Raw genomic sequence first — 18,725 nt, forward strand, 5'->3', positions numbered from 1 at the left:
CAGAGGCGATCGCAACTTATATTATGAGGTTTTACTTAGGCGGCAGCGCGTCCAAGCCGGTCCGCTGCACCCAACCATTGCGCCCCCTGAGGAACAGCTTCCCAGAGGATCCGTTCGTAGCCCGCCTGGTCCAATGACCGCAACGTCGCGTACAGTGACTGGCCATATGCCGTAGGATCGCTGGGCATAGCTACCCAGTCGACATGGGAGCGTCGGATGTGGGTATCTGAGCGCAGCGTTGTCGCAACGCACACTATTTTTTTATTCTCGGCGATGACTAATTCGCGTGCACACTCAAGCAGAGCGGCTGCAGACAGCAAGGTGAGCGGTGTGCGCGGTGCATAATGAGATTTCAGTGCCCCAGAGACCCGAGGCGCTTGTGCATCAGCATCCAGCACGGGCTGTGCCAATACCGCAGCAATTTGCTCAGCGCTAATGTGCCCAGGGCGAAGCAAGACAGGCCCCACACCTAAGTTCAAACGTGACAAATCGATAATGGTCGACTCGATCCCGACGGTGGTTGCGCCGCCTTCTAATATTGCTAACCCCTTCGCCACAAGTTCCGGAAACTCATCGCGCACGTGGGCAACAAGGGTTGGCGATACTCGTCCAAACTTATTAGCGGAAGGACCTGCAATACCCGCCTGGCCAGACGGCTTGGTCGCAGCGAAGGCACGAATCAAACGCTGTGCAACGGGATGCGAGGGGCAGCGAAGACCGACGCTGTCTTGCCCTCCACTCACCACGTCTGGGATATGGGCTGCACGCTTCAAAATCAATGTTAAGGGCCCCGGCCAAAAGGCATCGATCAATAACTGCGCCTCAGGTGGAACTGTATCAGCCCAATACGTTAGGTCGGCTTCGGGTGCGACATGCACAATGACGGGATGATTCTGGGGTCGGCCTTTTGCAAGGTATATATCGTTCACAGCAGCCACGCTCTCGGCATCCGCACCCAAACCGTAGACCGTTTCCGTCGGGAAGGCTACTAAACCGCCCTCGGCCAGTATCTTCACAGCGCGGTCAATCTCGGAATCGGAGGCAAACACTTGTGTGCTCTGTGTCAAGCGGTTGCAGCGACAGGCAATCGTAGGAGACCGACAACCTGATTTGCAGCCTCTACTGCTTGCGCAAGGGTGCGCCCCGTGCAATTGACGTGCCCCATTTTGCGCGCGCGACGTGCCTCGCGCTTTCCGTACAGGTGCAGCGAGGTACCTCCAATCGCCAAGACGCCGGCCCAGTTTGGCTCCACCTGTACGTCCTCCACAGTGGGATACCAAACATCACCCAAAATATTCAACATCACCACAGGAGCGAGTAAGCGCGTGCTACCCAAAGGCAAACCGGCCATGACGCGTGCTTGCTGCTCGAACTGACTGGTCACGCAGGCATTCATACTGAAATGACCACTGTTATGCGGGCGTGGGGCAATCTCATTGACCAGCAACTGACCATCCCGCAGCACAAAAAATTCAACGCACAATACACCCTCATATTTAAGCCCACGTGCGATCGCAAGTGCCGCTTGCGTCGCGCGTTCAGTCATTGCAAAGGGCTCAAGGTCTAGTGTCGTCACAGCCAAAATGCCTTGCTCATGGACATTGCGTGCAACAGGAAAGACTTCACAAGCGCCATCCAGTCCGCGCGCAAGCACGACAGACAACTCTTCTTTTAAATCAAGCATTGCCTCAAGTACGCAAGGCACGCTGCCAAACTCTGCAAAGGCTTTAAGCGCCTCATCAGCGTTTCGCACTCTAGCCTGACCCTTGCCGTCATAACCGAGACGTGCAACTTTTAGAATCCCAGGAAACAGGTTCGCAGAGGCTGAGCATAGCTCTGCCTCGCTGCGAACTGCGGCATACGGTGCAACAGCGACACCTTGCGATGCAATAAAAGCTTTTTCAGCGATGCGATCTTGCACAATCTCAACCGCATGTGCACCGGGCGTAACACGACAGTGTGCCGCTAAAACTTCTAAGCTTCTCGCAGGTACGTTTTCAAACTCCGTCGTGACAGCGCGACAGCGTTGCGCAAGCTTCAGCAGCGCCGTCTCATCTTCGTACTCGGCCTGTATGTGCAGATCTGCGACCGAGGCAGCCGGTCCTTCACTCGCTGGATCCAGCACGGCTACGCGATACCCTAACGATTGTGCGGCGTGGCAGAACATACGGCCCAGTTGGCCGCCACCCATCAAACCCAACCACTCACCCGGTGCAATCACAAAGGTACCTTCATCGCACGCGCGGCCTCAGTCTGACGGGCACGAAATGCTTTAAGTTTTTCACGCAGGGCTACGTCGGTGGTGGCCAGGTTTGCAATCACGTGCAACGCTGCGTTTGCCGCGCCTGCCTCACCAATCGCAAACGTCGCAACGGGCACACCTTTAGGCATTTGCACAATCGACAACAAAGAATCTTCACCACGCAAATAGCGCGAAGGCACGGGCACACCAAACACGGGGACTTCGGTGAGAGCGGCCATCATGCCCGGTAAATGCGCGGCACCTCCGGCGCCCGCAATCACAGCACGCAAACCCCGGCCGGCTGCGGCTGCACCGTATTCCGCCATGTCCAACGGCATACGGTGCGCAGAGACAACGCGCGTCTCACACGCGACCCCAAAATCATTGAGCATCGAGACTGCGTGCTGCATCACCTCCCAATCACTGGAGGAACCCATGATGACACCGACAACCGGTGCGGCAGAGCTAGCAGGTGCGTTCATAACAAACTCTCGCAAGTCATAAAGATAATCATTTACGCACGCGAACCCAATGGGCCTGGCGCAAGGTAAGGGCTACGCTGTCAGTCGATCCAGCGCTTCACGGTATTTGGCCGCTGTTTTGGCAATTACGTCGGCGGGAAGTCTTGGCGCAGGAGGTGTCTTACCCCAGTCCTGCGTTTCGAGCCAGTCGCGCACAAACTGCTTGTCAAAAGAAGGTGGACTGATCCCCTCTTTATAGCCATCAGCTGGCCAAAAGCGCGAGGAATCAGGGGTCAGGACCTCATCCATTAAATGCAAGGTACCCTGCGCATCCAGACCAAATTCGAACTTTGTGTCGGCAATCATGATGCCTTTAGTCGCCGCATATGTTGCAGCCTCTGTGTAGAGCCGCAGAGTGACATCGCGAATGCGCTCAGCCATTTCGCGTCCGACTTCTTTGATAACGTGATCAAAATCAACGTTCTCATCGTGCAAACCGACATCGGCCTTCGCAGCAGGCGTAAAAATAGGTTGGGGTAACTTACCTGCTTGCTTCAAACCGATTGGCAAGGCAATGCCACAAACCGAACCGGTCTGTTGGTAGTCTTTCCACCCGGAGCCAATTAAGTAGCCACGCGCAACCGCTTCCACCAAAATCGGCTTCAGCCGCTTAACGACTACGGCGCGACCAACCACCTGCTCACGCTCCTCTGCCGTCACGACATCTTCAGGCCTGACTCCCGTCGAATGGTTTGGCAGAATGTGGGCTAATTTTTCTAACCAAAAATCGGTCAGCTCTTTTAGAACCTGACCCTTTCCAGGGATAGGATCATCCAGAATTACGTCAAAAGCAGAGATCCGGTCAGACGCCACGATAAGCAACTTGTCGTCACCCACCGCGTACATGTCCCGAACCTTACCTCGCGCGAGCAGAGGTAAGGATTTGATGCTGGACTGAAAAAGCGCTGCAGACACTATTGCACAACCTGCGACAGCTTGCCTGCAGCATATTGTGTAGCCACATCTTTAAGCGGAATTACTTTGATCTTGCTGGCCTGACCTGCAGTACCGAACTGCTGATAACGCTGGACACAAATACCTTTGGCCGCTTCGCGCGCTGGCTTCAAATACTCACGTGGATCAAACTTCCCAGGGTTTTCTGCGAAGAAGCGGCGAATCGCGCCTGTCATCGCCAAACGAATGTCCGTGTCGATGTTGATCTTGCGCACGCCAAACTTGATCGCCTCTTGAATTTCTTCAACAGGCACACCATAGGTTTCTTTCATGTCGCCACCGAACTGACGAATTTCTGCCAACAACTCTTGTGGCACACTGGAGCTGCCGTGCATGACCAAGTGGGTGTTGGGTAAACGCTTATTGATTTCTTTGATACGTGAGATCGATAAAATATCGCCGGTTGGCTTGCGCGTAAATTTGTAAGCGCCGTGACTCGTGCCAATCGCAATCGCCAATGCATCGAGTTGCGTCTTACGCACAAAGTCAGCTGCCTGCTCGGGGTCGGTCAACAACTGATCCATTGTCAGTTTGCCGTCCGCACCGTGACCGTCTTCTTTGTCACCTTGCATTGTTTCGAGCGAACCCAAACAGCCCAGCTCGCCCTCAACGGTGACGCCCAATTTGTGCGCCATGTCGACCACTTGCTTGGTGACCGCGACGTTGTAGTCGTAATCCGCAATCGACTTACCGTCTTCCTTGAGCGAGCCATCCATCATGACGCTCGAGAACCCAAGGTCGATCGCACCTTGACAAATCTTTGGCGACTGGCCGTGGTCTTGGTGCATCACCACGGGGATATGGGGATAGGACTCCACCGCGGCTTGAATCAAATACTTCAAGAACCCTTCACCCGCGTATTTGCGTGCGCCTGCACTGGCTTGCATGATGACGGGGCTGTCCGTTTGAGCAGCCGCTTCCATAATGGCCTGCACCTGCTCAAGGTTGTTCACGTTGAAAGCGGGGATGCCGTAGCCATGCTCGGCGGCATGGTCCAAAAGCTGGCGCATAGAGACGAGAGCCATGAATAATCCTTTTTAGAGCAAAATGTAGGGGTTACACACAAATAAGCCCACTATTTTACGGCAGCACGCCCGTATTTGCCCCAATTCGGGTCAAAACCTTATTTCACCCATTTTTTCTTACCTAAAGAGCCTGTCCATGCCCCTTGGCGCCACCCCCCAGCCATCTTCGCCCGTCATGGTTTCCTGGCTTACAGACGACCAGCCCCACACGCTACCGTGGCGGTCCGAAAATGGCTGGACGCCCCCGAAGCGTTGCTTAGCCGCCGACGACACCATGACGGCGGATATCGCTTATCGCTTCGCCAGTGAAGGCGTCGGCCTCATTTGGACAGGAGATTTTCAAAATGCGCGGCAATTATTACAAGCTCTTGCGCGCCGCGTTGCGAAACGGCGCACCAAATTCGCCGATATGCCCTACCCAGAACGCTTTCACCAAGTACGGCTCGCACGTGCCCAGCGCGCACGAACCTTAGGGATGCTGTGCCTGCCCTTTGGCGCACACCATACGCTGCCACACCGCCGAGCTCCAGATGTCCAACAAGCCTGCCAGCAGGCGCACGGCGACAATTCTGCTGGTTATGTCATGCCAATGACCGAACTGCTCGGCCTGATCAGTGCCTATGAATGGCGCAAAACCGGCATTGCCATTCAGGGCCTCGACACGCCGATTCACGCCCACTATGGCGTTTTCGCCCCCACCCGCGCCGAATACCTAGAACTGATTCGTCAAACCGCGCTTCCCCAAATCCCCAGCAAAACTGCCTTTGATCTGGGTACGGGTACGGGCGTGCTGGCAGCCTTGCTCGTCAAAAAAGGGGTCGTACACGTGATCGCAACGGACACGAGCGCCAGAGCTCTGGTATGCGCTCGTCAGAATATTGACTCGCTGGGCCTAAAGAAACAAATCACTTTGCAAGAAATCGATCTATTCCCAGCAGGACGCGCTGACTTAGTGGTTTGTAATCCTCCTTGGTTACCGGGACGACCAGCCTCCCCCCTCGAGCATGCCATTTATGACCAAGACCAACACATGCTGTCTGGTTTTTTGAGTGGCTTAGCCGAACACCTTAATCCCAACGGACAAGGCTGGCTGATCTTGTCAGACCTGGCCGAGCACTTGCACTTGCGCAGCCGCGAACAGCTCCTCGCGCACATTGAGGAAGCGGGGCTCGTCGTATTGGCGAAACACGACATTCGCCCCCATCACCCAAAAGCCAAAGAGGAACAAGACCCACTTGCCGACGCTCGGCAGGCAGAAACTACGTCGCTGTGGTGTCTGGGCGTCGCGCCGACTTAGGCCGAAAGGCCTTGACCACCTCGTCCCGTGTTTCGATGTAAGGGCCGCCGATCAAGTCAATGCAGTAGGGGACTGCGGCAAAAATGCCGGAGGCAACAACCGACCCGTCTTCACGCTTGAGACCTTCCAGGGTCTCACTAATGGCCTTGGGCTGGCCGGGTAGGTTGATAATTAATGCAGCGTGCTCAGCTGTTTCGCGCAACACAGCGACTTGTCGCGACAAGATGGCCGTCGGCACAAATTGCAAACTGATCTGCCGCATCTGCTCACCAAAACCTGGCATCTCGCGCGTGGCGATTGCGAGCGTTGCCTCGGGGGTGACGTCCCGTCGCGCTGGTCCAGTTCCACCCGTCGTCAAAACCAAATTGCACTGCTCCACATCCACTAGCTCGACGAGTGCCGCAGAAATCGTTGCTGTGTCATCCTGAATCAGGCGCGACACAATCTCTACCGGTGTTTTAACAGCGCGCGATAACCAAGCGGTCAATGCAGGAATGCCTTGATCTTCATACACGCCTTTCGATGCGCGATCTGATACAGACACTAAACCGATACGAATCGTGTCGGGATGGCGAGCGGTCGTCGTCATTGGAGTACTCACAGCTTGTTGATCGAATGCGTCAGATTATCGCCCAAGTTGTGCGCGTAAGGCTCTGATCTCTTCCATCAAGTCAGTCATTAATGCAGCGGCTTCGAGATTGACGTCAAAGTCGCGCTGCAAGCGCGAAACTTGACGTGCCCGGCCAACATAATGGCTCTCGAACACCCATTTATCTGGCTCTCCCTGCAAGTCAAGATTCAGTACACCCTCATGCACGAGCGTGATCACCCACTCAAGCTGTTGATCGCAAAGTCTTGCTAACTCGTGGACGCTTACAGGGGCGTGGTCATCCACGCTTACCGCTGAATACACTGTCATTGATTTCATGCTTGCACTCCAAGGTGGAGACGCGGATTGAATGCAGCCGCCTCCGCCAACTGTTGATACGCACGCTTAGCGGCCTCAGACTCTGCCGGTGGCCACACAACCTCCAACACCAGATACAAGTCGCCTGCTGGATCTCCGGGCAAGCCTTTGCCACGCAAGCGCATCTTGCTGCCTGAATGGCTGCCTGCCGCGATGCCGACTTCAACTACGCCTTCCATCGTGGGCGCGTGCACTTTTCCGCCCAGTGCCGCCTCCCAAGGAGTCACAGGCAGCTTCATCGTCAGATCTTTACCATCCACCTGATAGCGTGGGTGCGGAGCAAAACGTACAGTCAGGAACAAGTCACCGGCAGGGGCGCCCCCCTCACCTGGCATGCCTTGTCCAGCGAGACGAATCATCTGCCCCGCACGAATCCCAACAGGGATTTTTACGCTCAGGGTGCGATTCACAACTTGTGGACGGCCCTGAGCATCGAGTTGCACGGAGCGCAAACCCAAGTCCCTGGTCGCGCCAGAAAAACTATCTTCGAGCGACACTTCAATCTCTGCATGGTGATCGTCACCGCGCACGGCATATGTCTGCCCGGGCGCGGATTGTCGCTGGTGAGCCTGCCGCTGATGAGCAGCCTGCTTGAACAACCCATTCAGGAAGTCTTGAAACTCCGCCTCGCTCGGCCCTTGCCCCTCGCCACCCGAGAACTCGAAACCCCGCTCCCAACCTGGCCCTGGGGCAGCACCATTCGCGCCGGAAACGTTGGCTGCGAGCTGATCGTAGGCAGCGCGCTTCTCCGCATCGCGCAAGATATCATTGGCTTCGTTGATATCGCGCATGCGCGCCTCCGCGTCAGCCTCTTTGCTGACGTCCGGGTGATATTTACGCGCAAGCTTGCGATACGCTTTGCGGATATCATCCTGCGAAGCATCACGTGGCACTTCCAATATCTTGTAATAGTCTTTAAATTCCATGAGTGTGGCTGTGCTTAGACACGCCAAAAAAGTGACTACCCCTTCACAATGGGGGCAAACCTTAAAAAATTCAAGCTTTTATGAAAATCGACAATATTCCGTTTGGCACAACCGACTGGTCAGAGGTTCCGGCCACAGAGCATGCGGGAACCACAGGCAAAGCCTTTTGGCGCACGCGGCAATTCGGCACGATCCGGGTTCGGATGGTCGAATACACGCCTGGCTATTTAGCCGATCACTGGTGCGAGAAGGGACACATCCTGCTTTGCTTGAGTGGGTCGCTTCATACCGTCTTAAAAGATGGCAGGACGTTCGATTTAAAGCCAGGCATGAGCTATCAGGTCGCGGACGCGGCTGAGCCACACCAGTCCTCAACCGAGACTGGTGCGACGCTATTTATTGTTGATTGAGACTTATCGTCGGCTAGCGCTAGCCGCACAAAACTCTAATCTAATGCCCGTTTATGCAAAACATCCACTGCGGGTAAGGTTTTGCCTTCGAGGAACTCGAGGAAGGCACCGCCCCCTGTCGAGATGTAGCCAACTTTGTCGGTAATACCAAATTTCGCGATCGCAGCAAGGGTGTCGCCACCGCCCGCGATGGAAAACCCCGGAGAAGCAGCAATCGCCTGAGACAAGGACTCGGTTCCTTGAGCGAATTGCTCGAACTCAAACACACCGACCGGACCATTCCAGACGATCGTGCCCGCTTTTTTCAAGATATCCGCGAGCTGGGCAGAAGTCTGCGGGCCGATATCTAAAATCAAATCATCTGCAGCTACGTCTTTGGCAGCCTTAACTGTGGCTTTCGCCTGCGCTGAAAACTCAGTCGCGCAGACCACATCAACGGGTATTGGCACCGCAGCGCCACGCGCCTGCATCTTTTGCATCACCGCACGCGCCTGATCGATTTGGTCAGGTTCGGCCAACGATTTACCAATCGGCAAACCAGCTGCCAACATAAACGTATTGGCGATACCACCACCTACAATCAACTGATCAACCTTGTCAGCCAACGACTGCAAGATCGACAGTTTGGTTGAAACCTTTGAACCACCCACGATCGCCACCAGCGGGCGTTTGGGTGCAAGCAACGCACGCCCAAGGGCCTCGAGCTCTGCCTGCAGCAGCGGACCGGCACAGGCGGTTGCCGCGAACTGTGCAATCCCATGCGTCGTCGCCTCGGCACGGTGCGCGGTGCCAAAGGCATCGTTCACATACACATCACATAGCGCCGCCATTTTCTTGGACAACTCGGGATCGTTTTTCTTTTCACCCTTGTTTACCCGGCAGTTCTCAAGCAAGACGACTTGTCCTGGGGACACCTGGACACCATCAACCCAATTCTGCACCAAACTCACTTGCATACCGAGCAACTCGGAGAGTCGTTTGGCGATGGGCGCCAAGGAATCTTCAGCTGTCAGTGTGCCCTCTGTTGGACGTCCGAGATGTGAGGTCACCATCACCGCAGCACCGGCATCAAGCGCCAAGCGAATGCCGGGCACCGAGGCACGAATACGCGTGTCTTCAGTGATGTGGCCTGCATCATCAAACGGAACATTCAAATCGGCGCGGATAAACACCCGCTTACCGGAGAGTTTGCCAGACTGAGCCAGAGCAGAAAGGGTTTGAACAGTCGTCATAGTTTGATTTACTTCGCTGCCATTAGCGCCACAGTGGTGTCGAGCATACGGTTGCTAAACCCCCACTCGTTGTCGTACCAGGAGTTCACTTTGACCAAGGTGCCAGACACCTTAGTCAGCGTTGCATCAAAATTGCTCGAAGCAGGATTGTGGTTGAAGTCTACCGACACGAGCTGCTCGGTGTTGTAGGTCAGAATGCCTTTGAGCGGGCCCGACGCAGCGGCTGCTTTAAGGATGTCGTTGACTTCATCAACTGTAGTTTCACGCTTGGCGATAAAAGTCAGATCAACGATCGATACGTTGATGGTTGGCACGCGCATTGCAAAACCATCGAGCTTGCCATTCAGTTCAGGCAGTACCAAACCAACGGCAGCAGCAGCACCCGTCTTGGTAGGAATCATGCTCATTGTTGCCGAGCGCGCGCGACGAAGATCTTCGTGATAAACGTCCGTCAATACTTGGTCGTTCGTGTAGGCGTGAATCGTTGTCATCAGACCCGTCACAACACCCAACTTCTCGTGCAGAGGCTTAACCAGTGGTGCCAAACAGTTCGTTGTGCAGGAAGCATTGGAAATCACGGTGTGCTCGCTCTTGAGCACGTCCTGGTTCACGCCATACACAATCGTCGCATCAACGTCTTTGCCGCCAGGTGCCGAGATGATCACTTTCTTTGCACCACCTTTGAGGTGGGCCGATGCTTTTTCTTTGCTTGTAAAGAAGCCTGTGCATTCGAGCACAACATCTACTTTGAGTTCGCCCCAGGGCAACTCAGCAGGATTACGGTTGGCCAATACGCGAATCTTGTCGCCATTCACAACCATGTACTCGCCCTCAACGCCGACGGTACCAGGAAAACGTCCGTGTGCCGTGTCGTACTGTGTGAGGTGCGCATTCGTCTTCGGGTCGCCCAAGTCGTTGATCGCTACGATTTGGATGTCATGCTTTTTGCCACCTTCGTAATGAGCACGCAGAATATTGCGACCGATACGACCATAGCCGTTAATTGCAACACGAATCGTCATGGAACCACTCCTATTTATTTAAAGTTTATATAACGCGCACTTAGAGAATGCGCTTAACCGCTTCCGCAACTTTCTCTGCGGTCAGACCAAAATGTTTAAACAATGCACCAGCGGGCGCCGACTCGCCGTATGTATCAATTCCCACCACTGCGCCATCTAGACCGACATACTTATGCCAAAACGCTGTGACGCCGGCTTCCACGGCCACACGAGGCATGCCTTTGGGCAATACTGACTTACGCCAAGCCTCATCTTGCTGATCGAACACATCGGTGCTGGGCATCGAGACCACACGCACCGCAATACCTTGCTCAGCCAACAGCTTTTGTGCCTCGATCGCGATGGCAACTTCAGACCCTGTCGCGATAATCGCCGCACGTGCATCTTTCGCTTCTTGCAACACGTAGCCACCACGCGCCACGTTTTTGAGCGTCTCAGCATTGCGTGCAACAAAAGGCAGGTTCTGGCGCGACAACAAGAGCGCTGTCGGACCACCTGCATGCACATCCATGCCAATACTTGATGGGCGGCCCACCGCGGCCAACCATGCGGCTGTCGTTTCGACCGTATCGCAAGGACGCCAAACAGATAGATTGGGAATCAAACGCAAGCTGCTTGCATGTTCGACCGACTGATGCGTTGGGCCGTCTTCGCCCAAGCCAATCGAATCATGCGTAAACACGTGCACCACGCGTTGCTTCATCAGCGCAGCCATACGCAAAGCGTTGCGCGAGTAGTCAGAGAAGGTCAAGAAGGTGCCGCCAAACGGCAAGTAGCCCCCGTGAAGCGCCATCCCATTCATCATGGCAGCCATGCCGAACTCACGCACGCCGTAGTTAATGTGGCGACCGAATTGAACACCTTGCGAGTTCGCACGCACAGGCACAGCACCTTTCCAGTCCGTAAAGTTCGAGCCAGTCAGATCGGCTGAGCCGCCCAACATCTCTGGCAACAACTCAACCAATGCCGTAATAGCCAGCTGAGAGGCTTTACGCGACGCAATCGTTTCAGCTTTCTCGTTAGTCGCCGCAAGCAACTTCTGTGCAGCCTCCGCGAACCCTGCCGGAAGCTCACCGCGCATACGGCGCATGAACTGTTGTGCTTGTTCAGGATATTTCGTGGCGTACGCATCAAAGGACTTCTGCCAGACCGACTGAGACTGTGCCCCAGCAGCTCGTTGATCCCAACCTTTGTAAACCGACTCTGGGATTTCAAAAGGTGGATGCGGCCAACCGATCGCAGCGCGCGTTGCCGCAATTTCATCGGCGCCAAGAGGTGCCCCATGGACCTTGTCGGTGCCAGCCACGTTCGGTGCGCCTTTACCAATCACTGTGCGACAAATCACGAGCGTCGGCCGTACGTTTTGCTTACCCAATTGTTGGGCTTGCTTAAGCGCATGATCCACAGCATCTACGTCATGGCCGTTTGCGACGCGCACAATATTCCAGCCGTAGCCCTCAAAGCGTTTGGCAGTATCGTCAGCAAACCAGTTCTCTACCTTGCCATCAATCGAGATGCCATTGTCGTCATAGAGAACAATTAACTTCGACAAACGTAAGGTGCCTGCAAGCGAACACACCTCGTGCGAGATGCCTTCCATCAAACAGCCATCACCGACAAAGGCGTAGGTGTGGTGATCAACGATCTTATGATCCGGACGGTTGAACTCAGCGGCAAGCAAAGCCTCTGTAAGGGCCATACCTACAGCGTTTGCCAATCCTTGTCCCAAAGGACCTGTCGTCGTTTCAACCCCGTGCGTAATGCCAACTTCTGGATGTCCCGGTGTTTTAGAGTGCAGTTGCCGAAACTTACGCAGCTCTTCCATCGGCAAGTCGTAGCCCGTTAAGTGCAACAAGGCATACAGCAACATCGAACCATGACCATTGGACAGCACAAAGCGATCTCGATTCGCCCAAGCGGGATCGGCTGGGTTGTGTTGCAAATGACGCGTGAACAGCGCCTGCGCCATTTCGGCCATTCCCATCGGTGCGCCCGGATGCCCGGAGTTCGCTTGCTGAACAGCATCCATAGCCAGTGCGCGGATAGCGTCGGCCAGTTTGACAGGGGTATGGTTGGGTTGGCTCATGCGGTGTGTCCCCGACCAGAAGGCCGCGAGATCAAAAAATGGGTTACAAAACACAAGAGTTTAGCACCCGTATATCCCCTTACACCCCGACTGAGTAGCCTTGATGACAGCTCCACGCTTTTACTGTCAGGACCCGATTTCCGGCAATCAAACCCTCACACTTCCAGCAACGGTTGCGCACCACATCAGGGTGCGTCGCCTGGCCGCGGGTTGTGAAATTGTTCTGTTCGATGGGCGAGGCGGAGAAATCGCCGGAGTGCTTGATTTTGATGGAAAAACTGCACAAGTGCGGCTCTCAGATCATCGTCCAAGAGAAGCTGAAGTGGCGGGGAGGATGACACTTATTCAAGGTCTCCCGTCGGGCGACAAAATGGACTGGGTCATTGAAAAGGCAGTGGAGCTTGGCGTGCAGCGCGTGATCCCGGTTGCCGCGCACCGCAGCGTCCTTAAGTTATCCGGTGATCGCCTGACCAAGCGCTTGATGCATTGGCAAGGCATCATCATCGCCGCTTCGGAACAATGTGGCCGCAATCGTTTGATGCAAGTACTGCCCCCTCAAAGTCTTGAGCAAACGTTGACTCAAACAGATTTAGGTTTTGTATTGCTTTGCGATCCCGCCGCCAACGACGATCTGGCTACCACGATTCACGGCAACAACGATGCAGCAAACACTGGTCTCAGTTTCTTAGTTGGGCCCGAAGGCGGCTGGAGTGCGGAAGAGCTCGCGATCTGTCGCCGCCAGCAGGTGAGAAGCGTACGGTTTGGAGCGAGGGTATTACGCAGCGAAACCGCCGGGCTCGCTATGGCAGCCGCCTCCACCGCCCTGCTTGACTGGTAACAGAGCAAAATCGAGCTTTGCCCTAGACCAGAGCGCTAGCTCGGTTCATCACTCCAATTGCGGACTACGCCAGGCTTAGCATCATCATGCTTCCCGGCATGATGGATGCCGTAAATAAAAACCAACCCATTTTCACGCGCGTAGCTGACCGTGTCGTTGAGGACCTGCAAAAACTGGTGTCCGTCCATCACGATCGCTGGGTCCTCAGAGTGCAACTTATCGAGAACTAGCACGAGACCGCCATCTTTTTGATCTTGTAGCGTATCTCGCAAGCAATCAAACAATCCGTCAAAATCGCTACCAAAAAACTGGGGATAATCCACAGCCTTCACGATTGCACGAAAAACAGCCGAGCGACTGCGGGCTTTATCGCAGTCCGCAACACACCAGGCTAAACCGTGCTCTTTGGCCGCAGCGGACATCAGATCGAGCCCGGTCAGAGGATCGAAGTCCCCCCCGCGCTTTAACAGCTGACGCAATGCTGGATCAACCGCCTTACCCATACACATGGCTCCTTGAATAGGTTAGGACAATAACTCGACAGTGGCCGGTTTGGAAGTGGCTAGACACCTTTCTTTGCCAGAAGAACACAAAAATCGATGGTGGAAAGCATCACGCCCACCAAGTTTTGTAGCGTTGGTGAGCGTGGATATCTTATTTTTTCTATTTATTACAGTAACTTAGCTTGCATCGCGCTATGCCGAGGGTCGTTCGCTTCCACGACGGTTAATGCTGTCATATTAACGATACGGCGCACAGTCGCGCTGGTCGTCAAAATATGCACAGGAGCATTCGCTCCCAATAAGAAGGGCCCGACAGCGACATTGCCTCCGGCTGCCGTCTTCAGCAAGTTGTACGCGATATTGCCAGAATCGACGTTCGGGCATACCAGGAGGTTAGCGGAACCTTTTAGGGTAGAGGACGGAAGAATGCGTAAGCGCAACGCTTCGTTCAAAGCACAGTCACCGTGCATTTCTCCATCGACCTCAAGCTCGGGGGCTTTCGCTCGAATGATTTCGAGCGCTTTTTGCATTTTGCTTCCCGAGGCAGAGCTGCCCGAACCGAAGTTCGAGCGCGACAGCAACGCCGCTTTCGGTGTCAAATTTAAGCGGCGCATTTGATCGGCCGCCGCAATGGTGAACTCAGCGATCTGTTCGGCAGTAGGGTCGTCATTGATGTGCGTGTCCACTAGCGCCAGCGTCTGCTCAGGCAGAAGCAAAATATTCATCGCAGCATAGGTCGTCGCGCCCTGGCGTTTACCAATCATCTCGTCCACAAACTTTAGATGATCGTGATAGCCACTCACCGTGCCGCAAATCATGCCATCAGCATCGCCCATTCTCACCATGGTCGCACCGATCAAGGTCAGGCGCCGACGCATTTCTACACGGGCCATTTCCTTGGTCACGCCGTTACGACACATTTTTTCCCAGTAAGCGGTCCAATATTGATTAAAGCGCTCGTCGAACTCTGGGTTCGTCACCTCGACGTCCTCACCAAGCCGCAGGCGCAAGCCAAACTTCGAGATGCGGTCTTTCAACACAGAGGGTCGGCCAACCAGAATCGGCTTAGCAAGTTTTTCGTCAACGATTACCTGCACCGCACGCAAGACGCGCTCGTCCTCGCCTTCGGTGAACACAATACGTGCGCGTCCACCCTCGCGCACACGCGACTTGGCAGCAGAAAACAAGGGGCGCATAAATGCACCCGAGCGATAGACAAACTGCTCGAGTTGCTCAACGTAAGCGTCAAGATCAGCAATCGGACGCGTCGCGACTCCGCCTTCCATCGCCGCTTTTGCCACAGCCGGCGCAATGCGCACAATCAAGCGTGGATCGAAAGGCTTTGGAATAAAAGAGTTCGGCCCAAAGGATACGTCATAGTGCCCATACGCCGCAGCGACAACTTCACTTTGCTCTTCTTGCGCTAGCTTGGCAATTGCGACAACAGCCGCCTTTTCCATTTCGCGCGTAATGGTTGTCGCTCCCACATCCAACGCCCCACGAAAAATATAGGGGAAGCACAAGACGTTATTGACCTGATTAGGGTAATCGGAGCGTCCAGTTGCCATCACAATATCGTCACGGACTGCATGCGCTTCCGAAGGAAGAATCTCTGGGTTTGGGTTCGCCAAGGCCAAGATCAACGGCCGCGCGCCCATGACCTTCACCATCTCTGGTTTGAGCACGCCGCCGGCAGACAACCCAAGAAACACGTCAGCACCAGAAATAATATCTGCAAGCTTGCGGGCATCCGTTTTTTGAGCGAACCGCTCCTTGTCTGGATCCATCAAAGTGGTTCGGCCTTCGTACACAACGCCCTCGATGTCTGATACCCAAATATTTTTGAGCGGAAGGCCAAGGTCGACCATCAAGTCCAAACACGCCAGAGCTGCAGCGCCTGCACCCGACACCACCACCTTTACTTTGTCAATATCTTTACCAACAACTTTCAGTCCATTGATGAATGCGGCAGACACACAAATAGCAGTACCGTGTTGATCATCATGGAATACCGGTATGCGCATGCGCTCACGCAATTTGCGCTCAACGGTAAAGCACTCTGGTGCCTTGATATCCTCTAAGTTGATTCCACCAAAGGTCGGCTCAAGCCCAGCAATAATCTCAACAAGTTTAAGAGGATCTTGTTCGTTAATTTCGATGTCGAAGACATCGATGCCCGCAAACTTTTTAAATAAAACAGCCTTGCCTTCCATGACAGGCTTCGACGCAAGCGGACCAATATTGCCCAACCCAAGCACCGCTGTGCCGTTCGTGATGACACCTACTAAATTTCCTCGCGCGGTATATCGAAACGCATTGGCAGGATCCGTCACGATTTCTTCGCAAGCCGCAGCGACACCTGGCGAATAAGCCAAGGCTAGGTCCCGTTGGTTAGACAGCATTTTTGTCGGTGCGATAGAAATCTTGCCAGGACGACCTTGCTCGTGATATTCGAGCGCAGCTTTGCGAAACGTTTCTTCCATAATGAAAGGCACCAGTGATTTCAATAAGAGAAGTTAATTTTAGTCGCTTTACTCGGAAACCGAGCCGAAGACCCCAGAGGGATCTAGGATCTGCTTCACACTGCGATCAATTGAAGCGAAAGGGATCGACAAAGCGTCCGAAAAGTTCTCTGCAGATCGCTGCGACATACCGATCGCTGCATCCGAGGGACCACCCGCGCCGACAATTGTCCGTCCAGTCGCCGCGAACCAAACAGTCTGCACCCACCCCAACGCACCACCATGTCCAATGAATAGCCAAGCCAAGTTCGGCTCGCTCGGGGCCTTGGGCCTCAGAGCATCTAGCCTAAAACGCAACGGCCAAATCGCAGCAGCCATACCTTGCTCGACCGGTGCGCTATGTGCGAGCTCAAAAAGTTTGGGAATAATTCGCTGGGTCGCCAAACTTTGCAGCGGCGCTTGTGCAGTCGCTCCGAAGGGGCCCAACACCTCAGTTGTGCCATCAGCGAGCACTGCCTGTAGCTGTACGATACCGCTCAGGTCGCACTGGCCGGTCGGCCAGCGACCACAACCTCGACTCGCCACCCATTGCGCAACCGTTTGTTCGGGATCCGCCATATCCAATGACGCGATACCGAGCCCCTGAAGCGCACCGAGTAAGCAACCCGCGTCTGCTCGCCAAAGGGTTTGCGCGGCATCGACTGCAACAACGGTTGCCCACGGTGCGCGGGCCGACACCCAAAGTGCACCGCGACCCGGGTCAGGACGGCCATCCGAGTCCGCGAGCAAATACTGCACGCCAAACTCGCGGCACAAGGCAAAGGCATGGGTGAGATCGCCCTCGCGGGCAGGCTCTAGCCACGCCTGCATCGTCTCTTGGCTTTCGTCCCATCGCACGCGTCCCAGACAAGTACGCGACAACCTTGCACAAAAAGTACCCCACGGTGTCGCCGGCGTGCGGCGTCCCGTCAGAAAACTGCGTCGCGAAGGTTTTGTAACCACTACAATTCGCATCCAAGGTTGGAGAGATGAGACATGACAGTACTCGCGGCACGCACACATGACACGGTAACGTTCCACGCGGTCGAGCTTTTAAAGGAGGCCTCGGCCCTGACCCGCTCGGGTATCGACATTATCAGCCTTGGCGTGGGTGAACCAGACTTTACCGCCGCACCCCGGGTCGTCACGGGTCTCGATAGCGCGGCTCGCGCCGGCAAAAGCGGGTACTCACCTCCTGCAGGTCTACCGGAATTGCGCGAAGCCATAGCGAATTTTTACACGAACCAGCTCGGTGCGCGCGTAGACCCCGCCAGAGTGATTGTCACCTCAGGCGCGAGCGGTGCCCTGTTACTGGCAGCGATGGCACTGATCAACCCAGGCGACGAAGTGCTCATGCCCGATCCCTGTTACCCACCCAACCGCAACTTTGTTGGCGCAGCCGGCGGGACCACCAAACTCATTCCCACTAGTGCAGATACCCGCTTTCAACTTAGCGCAGCCGATATCGCCAGCCACTGGGGACCGCAAACACGCGGCGTACTGATTGCATCCCCTAGCAACCCAACGGGCACCTCCATCACACGCGAAGAGCTCAATCGAATTTTTAAGGAAGTACGCGCGCGCCACGGCTTTGTCATGATGGATGAGATTTATCTCAGCCTATCGTACGACGGAGCTCCGCAATCGGCGCTTGCGCTTGACGACGACATCATCATTCTCAATAGTTTCTCCAAGTACTTCAACATGACCGGCTGGAGGCTGGGCTGGATGATCGTTCCACACCATCTTGTAGCCCCGATCGAAAAAATGGCTGCGAGTTTGGCCATCTGTGCACCCACGCTCGCTCAGTATGGCGCACTCGAATGCTTTCACCCCGAGTCACTGGCCATCTATGAAACACGGCGCGAAGCGTTCCGCCAGAGACGAGATTACCTCGTGCCCGCGCTTGAGTCCCTCGGCATCACAGTTCCCGTTATGCCTGATGGCGCGTTTTACGTCTATGCTGATATCTCTGCTCACGCCTCAGATAGCAGTGCGTTCTCGGCAGCCCTACTACACGGCGCGCGCGTAGCGGCCGTCGCAGGTCTAGATTTTGGTCCTGCACACGCTGCACACACGATGCGCTTCGCCTATACAACGAGCCTTGAACGACTACAAGAAGCCATACATCGCATCAAAGGTTTTTTGAGCTAACGTCCAACACCAAACGACTCAATCGCTTCTAACGCTTGAAGGGCAGG

18 protein-coding genes are annotated in these 18,725 nt (G+C 55.0%); 4 read left to right on the forward strand and 14 right to left on the reverse strand.

Annotated features, from left to right (window positions below; translation table 11 throughout):
• Nucleotides 1-35: 35 nt before the first annotated feature.
• The 5 genes from KZZ10_RS13760 to fba all read right to left on the reverse strand — a co-directional run bounded on the left by KZZ10_RS13760 (nucleotide 36) and on the right by fba (nucleotide 4,742).
• On the reverse strand, nucleotides 36-1,049 hold the full coding sequence (locus KZZ10_RS13760; protein ID WP_259662094.1) for an L-threonylcarbamoyladenylate synthase: 1,014 nt from the start codon (nucleotides 1,047-1,049) through the stop codon (nucleotides 36-38).
• A 14-nt stretch (nucleotides 1,050-1,063) separates the two neighbouring features.
• A complete protein-coding gene (locus KZZ10_RS13765) occupies nucleotides 1,064-2,191 on the reverse strand; it encodes a 5-(carboxyamino)imidazole ribonucleotide synthase (protein ID WP_259662222.1) in 1,128 nt (375 codons plus the stop codon).
• Between the two features lie 26 nt (nucleotides 2,192-2,217).
• On the reverse strand, nucleotides 2,218-2,724 hold the full coding sequence (purE, locus tag KZZ10_RS13770; protein ID WP_259662095.1) for a 5-(carboxyamino)imidazole ribonucleotide mutase: 507 nt from the start codon (nucleotides 2,722-2,724) through the stop codon (nucleotides 2,218-2,220).
• 72 nt (nucleotides 2,725-2,796) lie between these two features.
• Complete coding sequence (locus KZZ10_RS13775; RefSeq protein ID WP_259662096.1) at nucleotides 2,797-3,678, reverse strand: phosphoribosylaminoimidazolesuccinocarboxamide synthase; 882 nt, start codon at nucleotides 3,676-3,678, stop codon at nucleotides 2,797-2,799.
• On the reverse strand, nucleotides 3,678-4,742 hold the full coding sequence (gene fba / locus KZZ10_RS13780; protein WP_259662097.1) for a class II fructose-bisphosphate aldolase: 1,065 nt from the start codon (nucleotides 4,740-4,742) through the stop codon (nucleotides 3,678-3,680). Before fba ends, KZZ10_RS13775 begins: the two co-directional genes overlap by 1 nt.
• 136 nt (nucleotides 4,743-4,878) lie before the next feature.
• On the opposite strand from fba, the gene KZZ10_RS13785 reads away from it, so the two are divergent.
• Entirely contained in the window at nucleotides 4,879-6,039 is a 1,161-nt protein-coding gene (locus KZZ10_RS13785) for a methyltransferase (RefSeq protein ID WP_375372573.1), read from the forward strand.
• Here KZZ10_RS13785 and mog read toward each other — a convergent pair.
• The 3 genes from mog to KZZ10_RS13800 are packed head-to-tail and all read right to left on the reverse strand — an operon-like array spanning nucleotide 6,002 to nucleotide 7,932.
• Complete coding sequence (mog, locus tag KZZ10_RS13790; protein ID WP_259662098.1) at nucleotides 6,002-6,628, reverse strand: molybdopterin adenylyltransferase; 627 nt, start codon at nucleotides 6,626-6,628, stop codon at nucleotides 6,002-6,004. The two genes, KZZ10_RS13785 and mog, sit on opposite strands and share 38 nt — an antisense overlap.
• 36 nt (nucleotides 6,629-6,664) lie before the next feature.
• The gene (locus KZZ10_RS13795) at nucleotides 6,665-6,967 is read right to left on the reverse strand and encodes a chaperone modulator CbpM (protein WP_259662099.1); all 303 of its coding nucleotides are present in this window, start codon (nucleotides 6,965-6,967) and stop codon (nucleotides 6,665-6,667) included.
• The gene (locus KZZ10_RS13800) at nucleotides 6,964-7,932 is read right to left on the reverse strand and encodes a DnaJ C-terminal domain-containing protein (RefSeq protein WP_259662100.1); all 969 of its coding nucleotides are present in this window, start codon (nucleotides 7,930-7,932) and stop codon (nucleotides 6,964-6,966) included. Before KZZ10_RS13800 ends, KZZ10_RS13795 begins: the two co-directional genes overlap by 4 nt.
• Before the next feature lie 80 nt (nucleotides 7,933-8,012).
• On the opposite strand from KZZ10_RS13800, the gene KZZ10_RS13805 reads away from it, so the two are divergent.
• Nucleotides 8,013-8,342 carry a DHCW motif cupin fold protein gene (locus KZZ10_RS13805; RefSeq protein ID WP_259662101.1) on the forward strand — a complete coding sequence of 110 codons (330 nt, stop codon included), beginning with the start codon at nucleotides 8,013-8,015 and terminating at the stop codon, nucleotides 8,340-8,342.
• A gap of 35 nt (nucleotides 8,343-8,377) precedes the next feature.
• Here the strand turns inward: KZZ10_RS13805 and KZZ10_RS13810 are convergent, their stop codons facing one another.
• Genes KZZ10_RS13810 through tkt form a run of 3 tightly spaced genes read right to left on the reverse strand, consistent with a single transcriptional unit; the run spans nucleotide 8,378 to nucleotide 12,682 of the window.
• Nucleotides 8,378-9,574, reverse strand: a complete 1,197-nt coding sequence (locus tag KZZ10_RS13810) for a phosphoglycerate kinase (RefSeq protein ID WP_259662102.1) — start codon at nucleotides 9,572-9,574, stop codon at nucleotides 8,378-8,380.
• Between the two features lie 8 nt (nucleotides 9,575-9,582).
• On the reverse strand, nucleotides 9,583-10,596 hold the full coding sequence (gene gap / locus KZZ10_RS13815) for a type I glyceraldehyde-3-phosphate dehydrogenase (protein WP_259662103.1): 1,014 nt from the start codon (nucleotides 10,594-10,596) through the stop codon (nucleotides 9,583-9,585).
• 40 nt (nucleotides 10,597-10,636) lie between these two features.
• Nucleotides 10,637-12,682 (reverse strand): transketolase, encoded by a 2,046-nt coding sequence (gene tkt / locus KZZ10_RS13820; protein WP_259662104.1) that lies wholly within the window; start codon nucleotides 12,680-12,682, stop codon nucleotides 10,637-10,639.
• 103 nt (nucleotides 12,683-12,785) lie between these two features.
• On the opposite strand from tkt, the gene KZZ10_RS13825 reads away from it, so the two are divergent.
• Entirely contained in the window at nucleotides 12,786-13,520 is a 735-nt protein-coding gene (locus KZZ10_RS13825) for a 16S rRNA (uracil(1498)-N(3))-methyltransferase (protein WP_259662105.1), read from the forward strand.
• 35 nt (nucleotides 13,521-13,555) lie between these two features.
• On the opposite strand, the gene KZZ10_RS13830 is transcribed toward KZZ10_RS13825, so the two are convergent.
• From KZZ10_RS13830 to KZZ10_RS13840, 3 genes are all read right to left on the reverse strand, one after another.
• A complete protein-coding gene (locus KZZ10_RS13830) occupies nucleotides 13,556-14,023 on the reverse strand; it encodes a barstar family protein (protein WP_259662106.1) in 468 nt (155 codons plus the stop codon).
• A gap of 167 nt (nucleotides 14,024-14,190) precedes the next feature.
• The gene (locus KZZ10_RS13835; RefSeq protein WP_259662107.1) at nucleotides 14,191-16,506 is read right to left on the reverse strand and encodes an NADP-dependent malic enzyme; all 2,316 of its coding nucleotides are present in this window, start codon (nucleotides 16,504-16,506) and stop codon (nucleotides 14,191-14,193) included.
• A 48-nt stretch (nucleotides 16,507-16,554) separates the two neighbouring features.
• Nucleotides 16,555-17,487 carry a hypothetical protein gene (locus KZZ10_RS13840; RefSeq protein WP_259662108.1) on the reverse strand — a complete coding sequence of 311 codons (933 nt, stop codon included), beginning with the start codon at nucleotides 17,485-17,487 and terminating at the stop codon, nucleotides 16,555-16,557.
• A 33-nt stretch (nucleotides 17,488-17,520) separates the two neighbouring features.
• Between KZZ10_RS13840 and KZZ10_RS13845 the strand changes: the two genes are divergently transcribed.
• A complete protein-coding gene (locus KZZ10_RS13845; protein WP_259662109.1) occupies nucleotides 17,521-18,678 on the forward strand; it encodes a pyridoxal phosphate-dependent aminotransferase in 1,158 nt (385 codons plus the stop codon).
• The last annotated feature ends 47 nt before the right edge of the window (nucleotides 18,679-18,725 follow it).

It is taken from the genome of Zwartia hollandica, assembly GCF_019923725.1.
GTDB lineage: Bacteria > Pseudomonadota > Gammaproteobacteria > Burkholderiales > Burkholderiaceae_B > Zwartia > Zwartia hollandica.

Coding starts and splice junctions, on each gene's coding strand:
- mog (WP_259662098.1), bottom strand. CDS start 6,628: ATGACGACGACCGCTCGCCATCCCGACACGATTCGTATCGGTTTAGTG.
- KZZ10_RS13810 (WP_259662102.1), bottom strand. CDS start 9,574: ATGACGACTGTTCAAACCCTTTCTGCTCTGGCTCAGTCTGGCAAACTC.
- KZZ10_RS13835 (WP_259662107.1), bottom strand. CDS start 16,506: ATGGAAGAAACGTTTCGCAAAGCTGCGCTCGAATATCACGAGCAAGGT.
- KZZ10_RS13785 (WP_375372573.1), top strand. CDS start 4,879: ATGCCCCTTGGCGCCACCCCCCAGCCATCTTCGCCCGTCATGGTTTCC.
- KZZ10_RS13765 (WP_259662222.1), bottom strand. CDS start 2,191: ATGGGTGGCGGCCAACTGGGCCGTATGTTCTGCCACGCCGCACAATCG.
- KZZ10_RS13805 (WP_259662101.1), top strand. CDS start 8,013: ATGAAAATCGACAATATTCCGTTTGGCACAACCGACTGGTCAGAGGTT.
- KZZ10_RS13800 (WP_259662100.1), bottom strand. CDS start 7,932: ATGGAATTTAAAGACTATTACAAGATATTGGAAGTGCCACGTGATGCT.
- KZZ10_RS13830 (WP_259662106.1), bottom strand. CDS start 14,023: ATGGGTAAGGCGGTTGATCCAGCATTGCGTCAGCTGTTAAAGCGCGGG.
- purE (WP_259662095.1), bottom strand. CDS start 2,724: ATGAACGCACCTGCTAGCTCTGCCGCACCGGTTGTCGGTGTCATCATG.
- fba (WP_259662097.1), bottom strand. CDS start 4,742: ATGGCTCTCGTCTCTATGCGCCAGCTTTTGGACCATGCCGCCGAGCAT.
- KZZ10_RS13795 (WP_259662099.1), bottom strand. CDS start 6,967: ATGAAATCAATGACAGTGTATTCAGCGGTAAGCGTGGATGACCACGCC.
- tkt (WP_259662104.1), bottom strand. CDS start 12,682: ATGAGCCAACCCAACCATACCCCTGTCAAACTGGCCGACGCTATCCGC.
- gap (WP_259662103.1), bottom strand. CDS start 10,596: ATGACGATTCGTGTTGCAATTAACGGCTATGGTCGTATCGGTCGCAAT.
- KZZ10_RS13825 (WP_259662105.1), top strand. CDS start 12,786: ATGACAGCTCCACGCTTTTACTGTCAGGACCCGATTTCCGGCAATCAA.
- KZZ10_RS13845 (WP_259662109.1), top strand. CDS start 17,521: ATGACAGTACTCGCGGCACGCACACATGACACGGTAACGTTCCACGCG.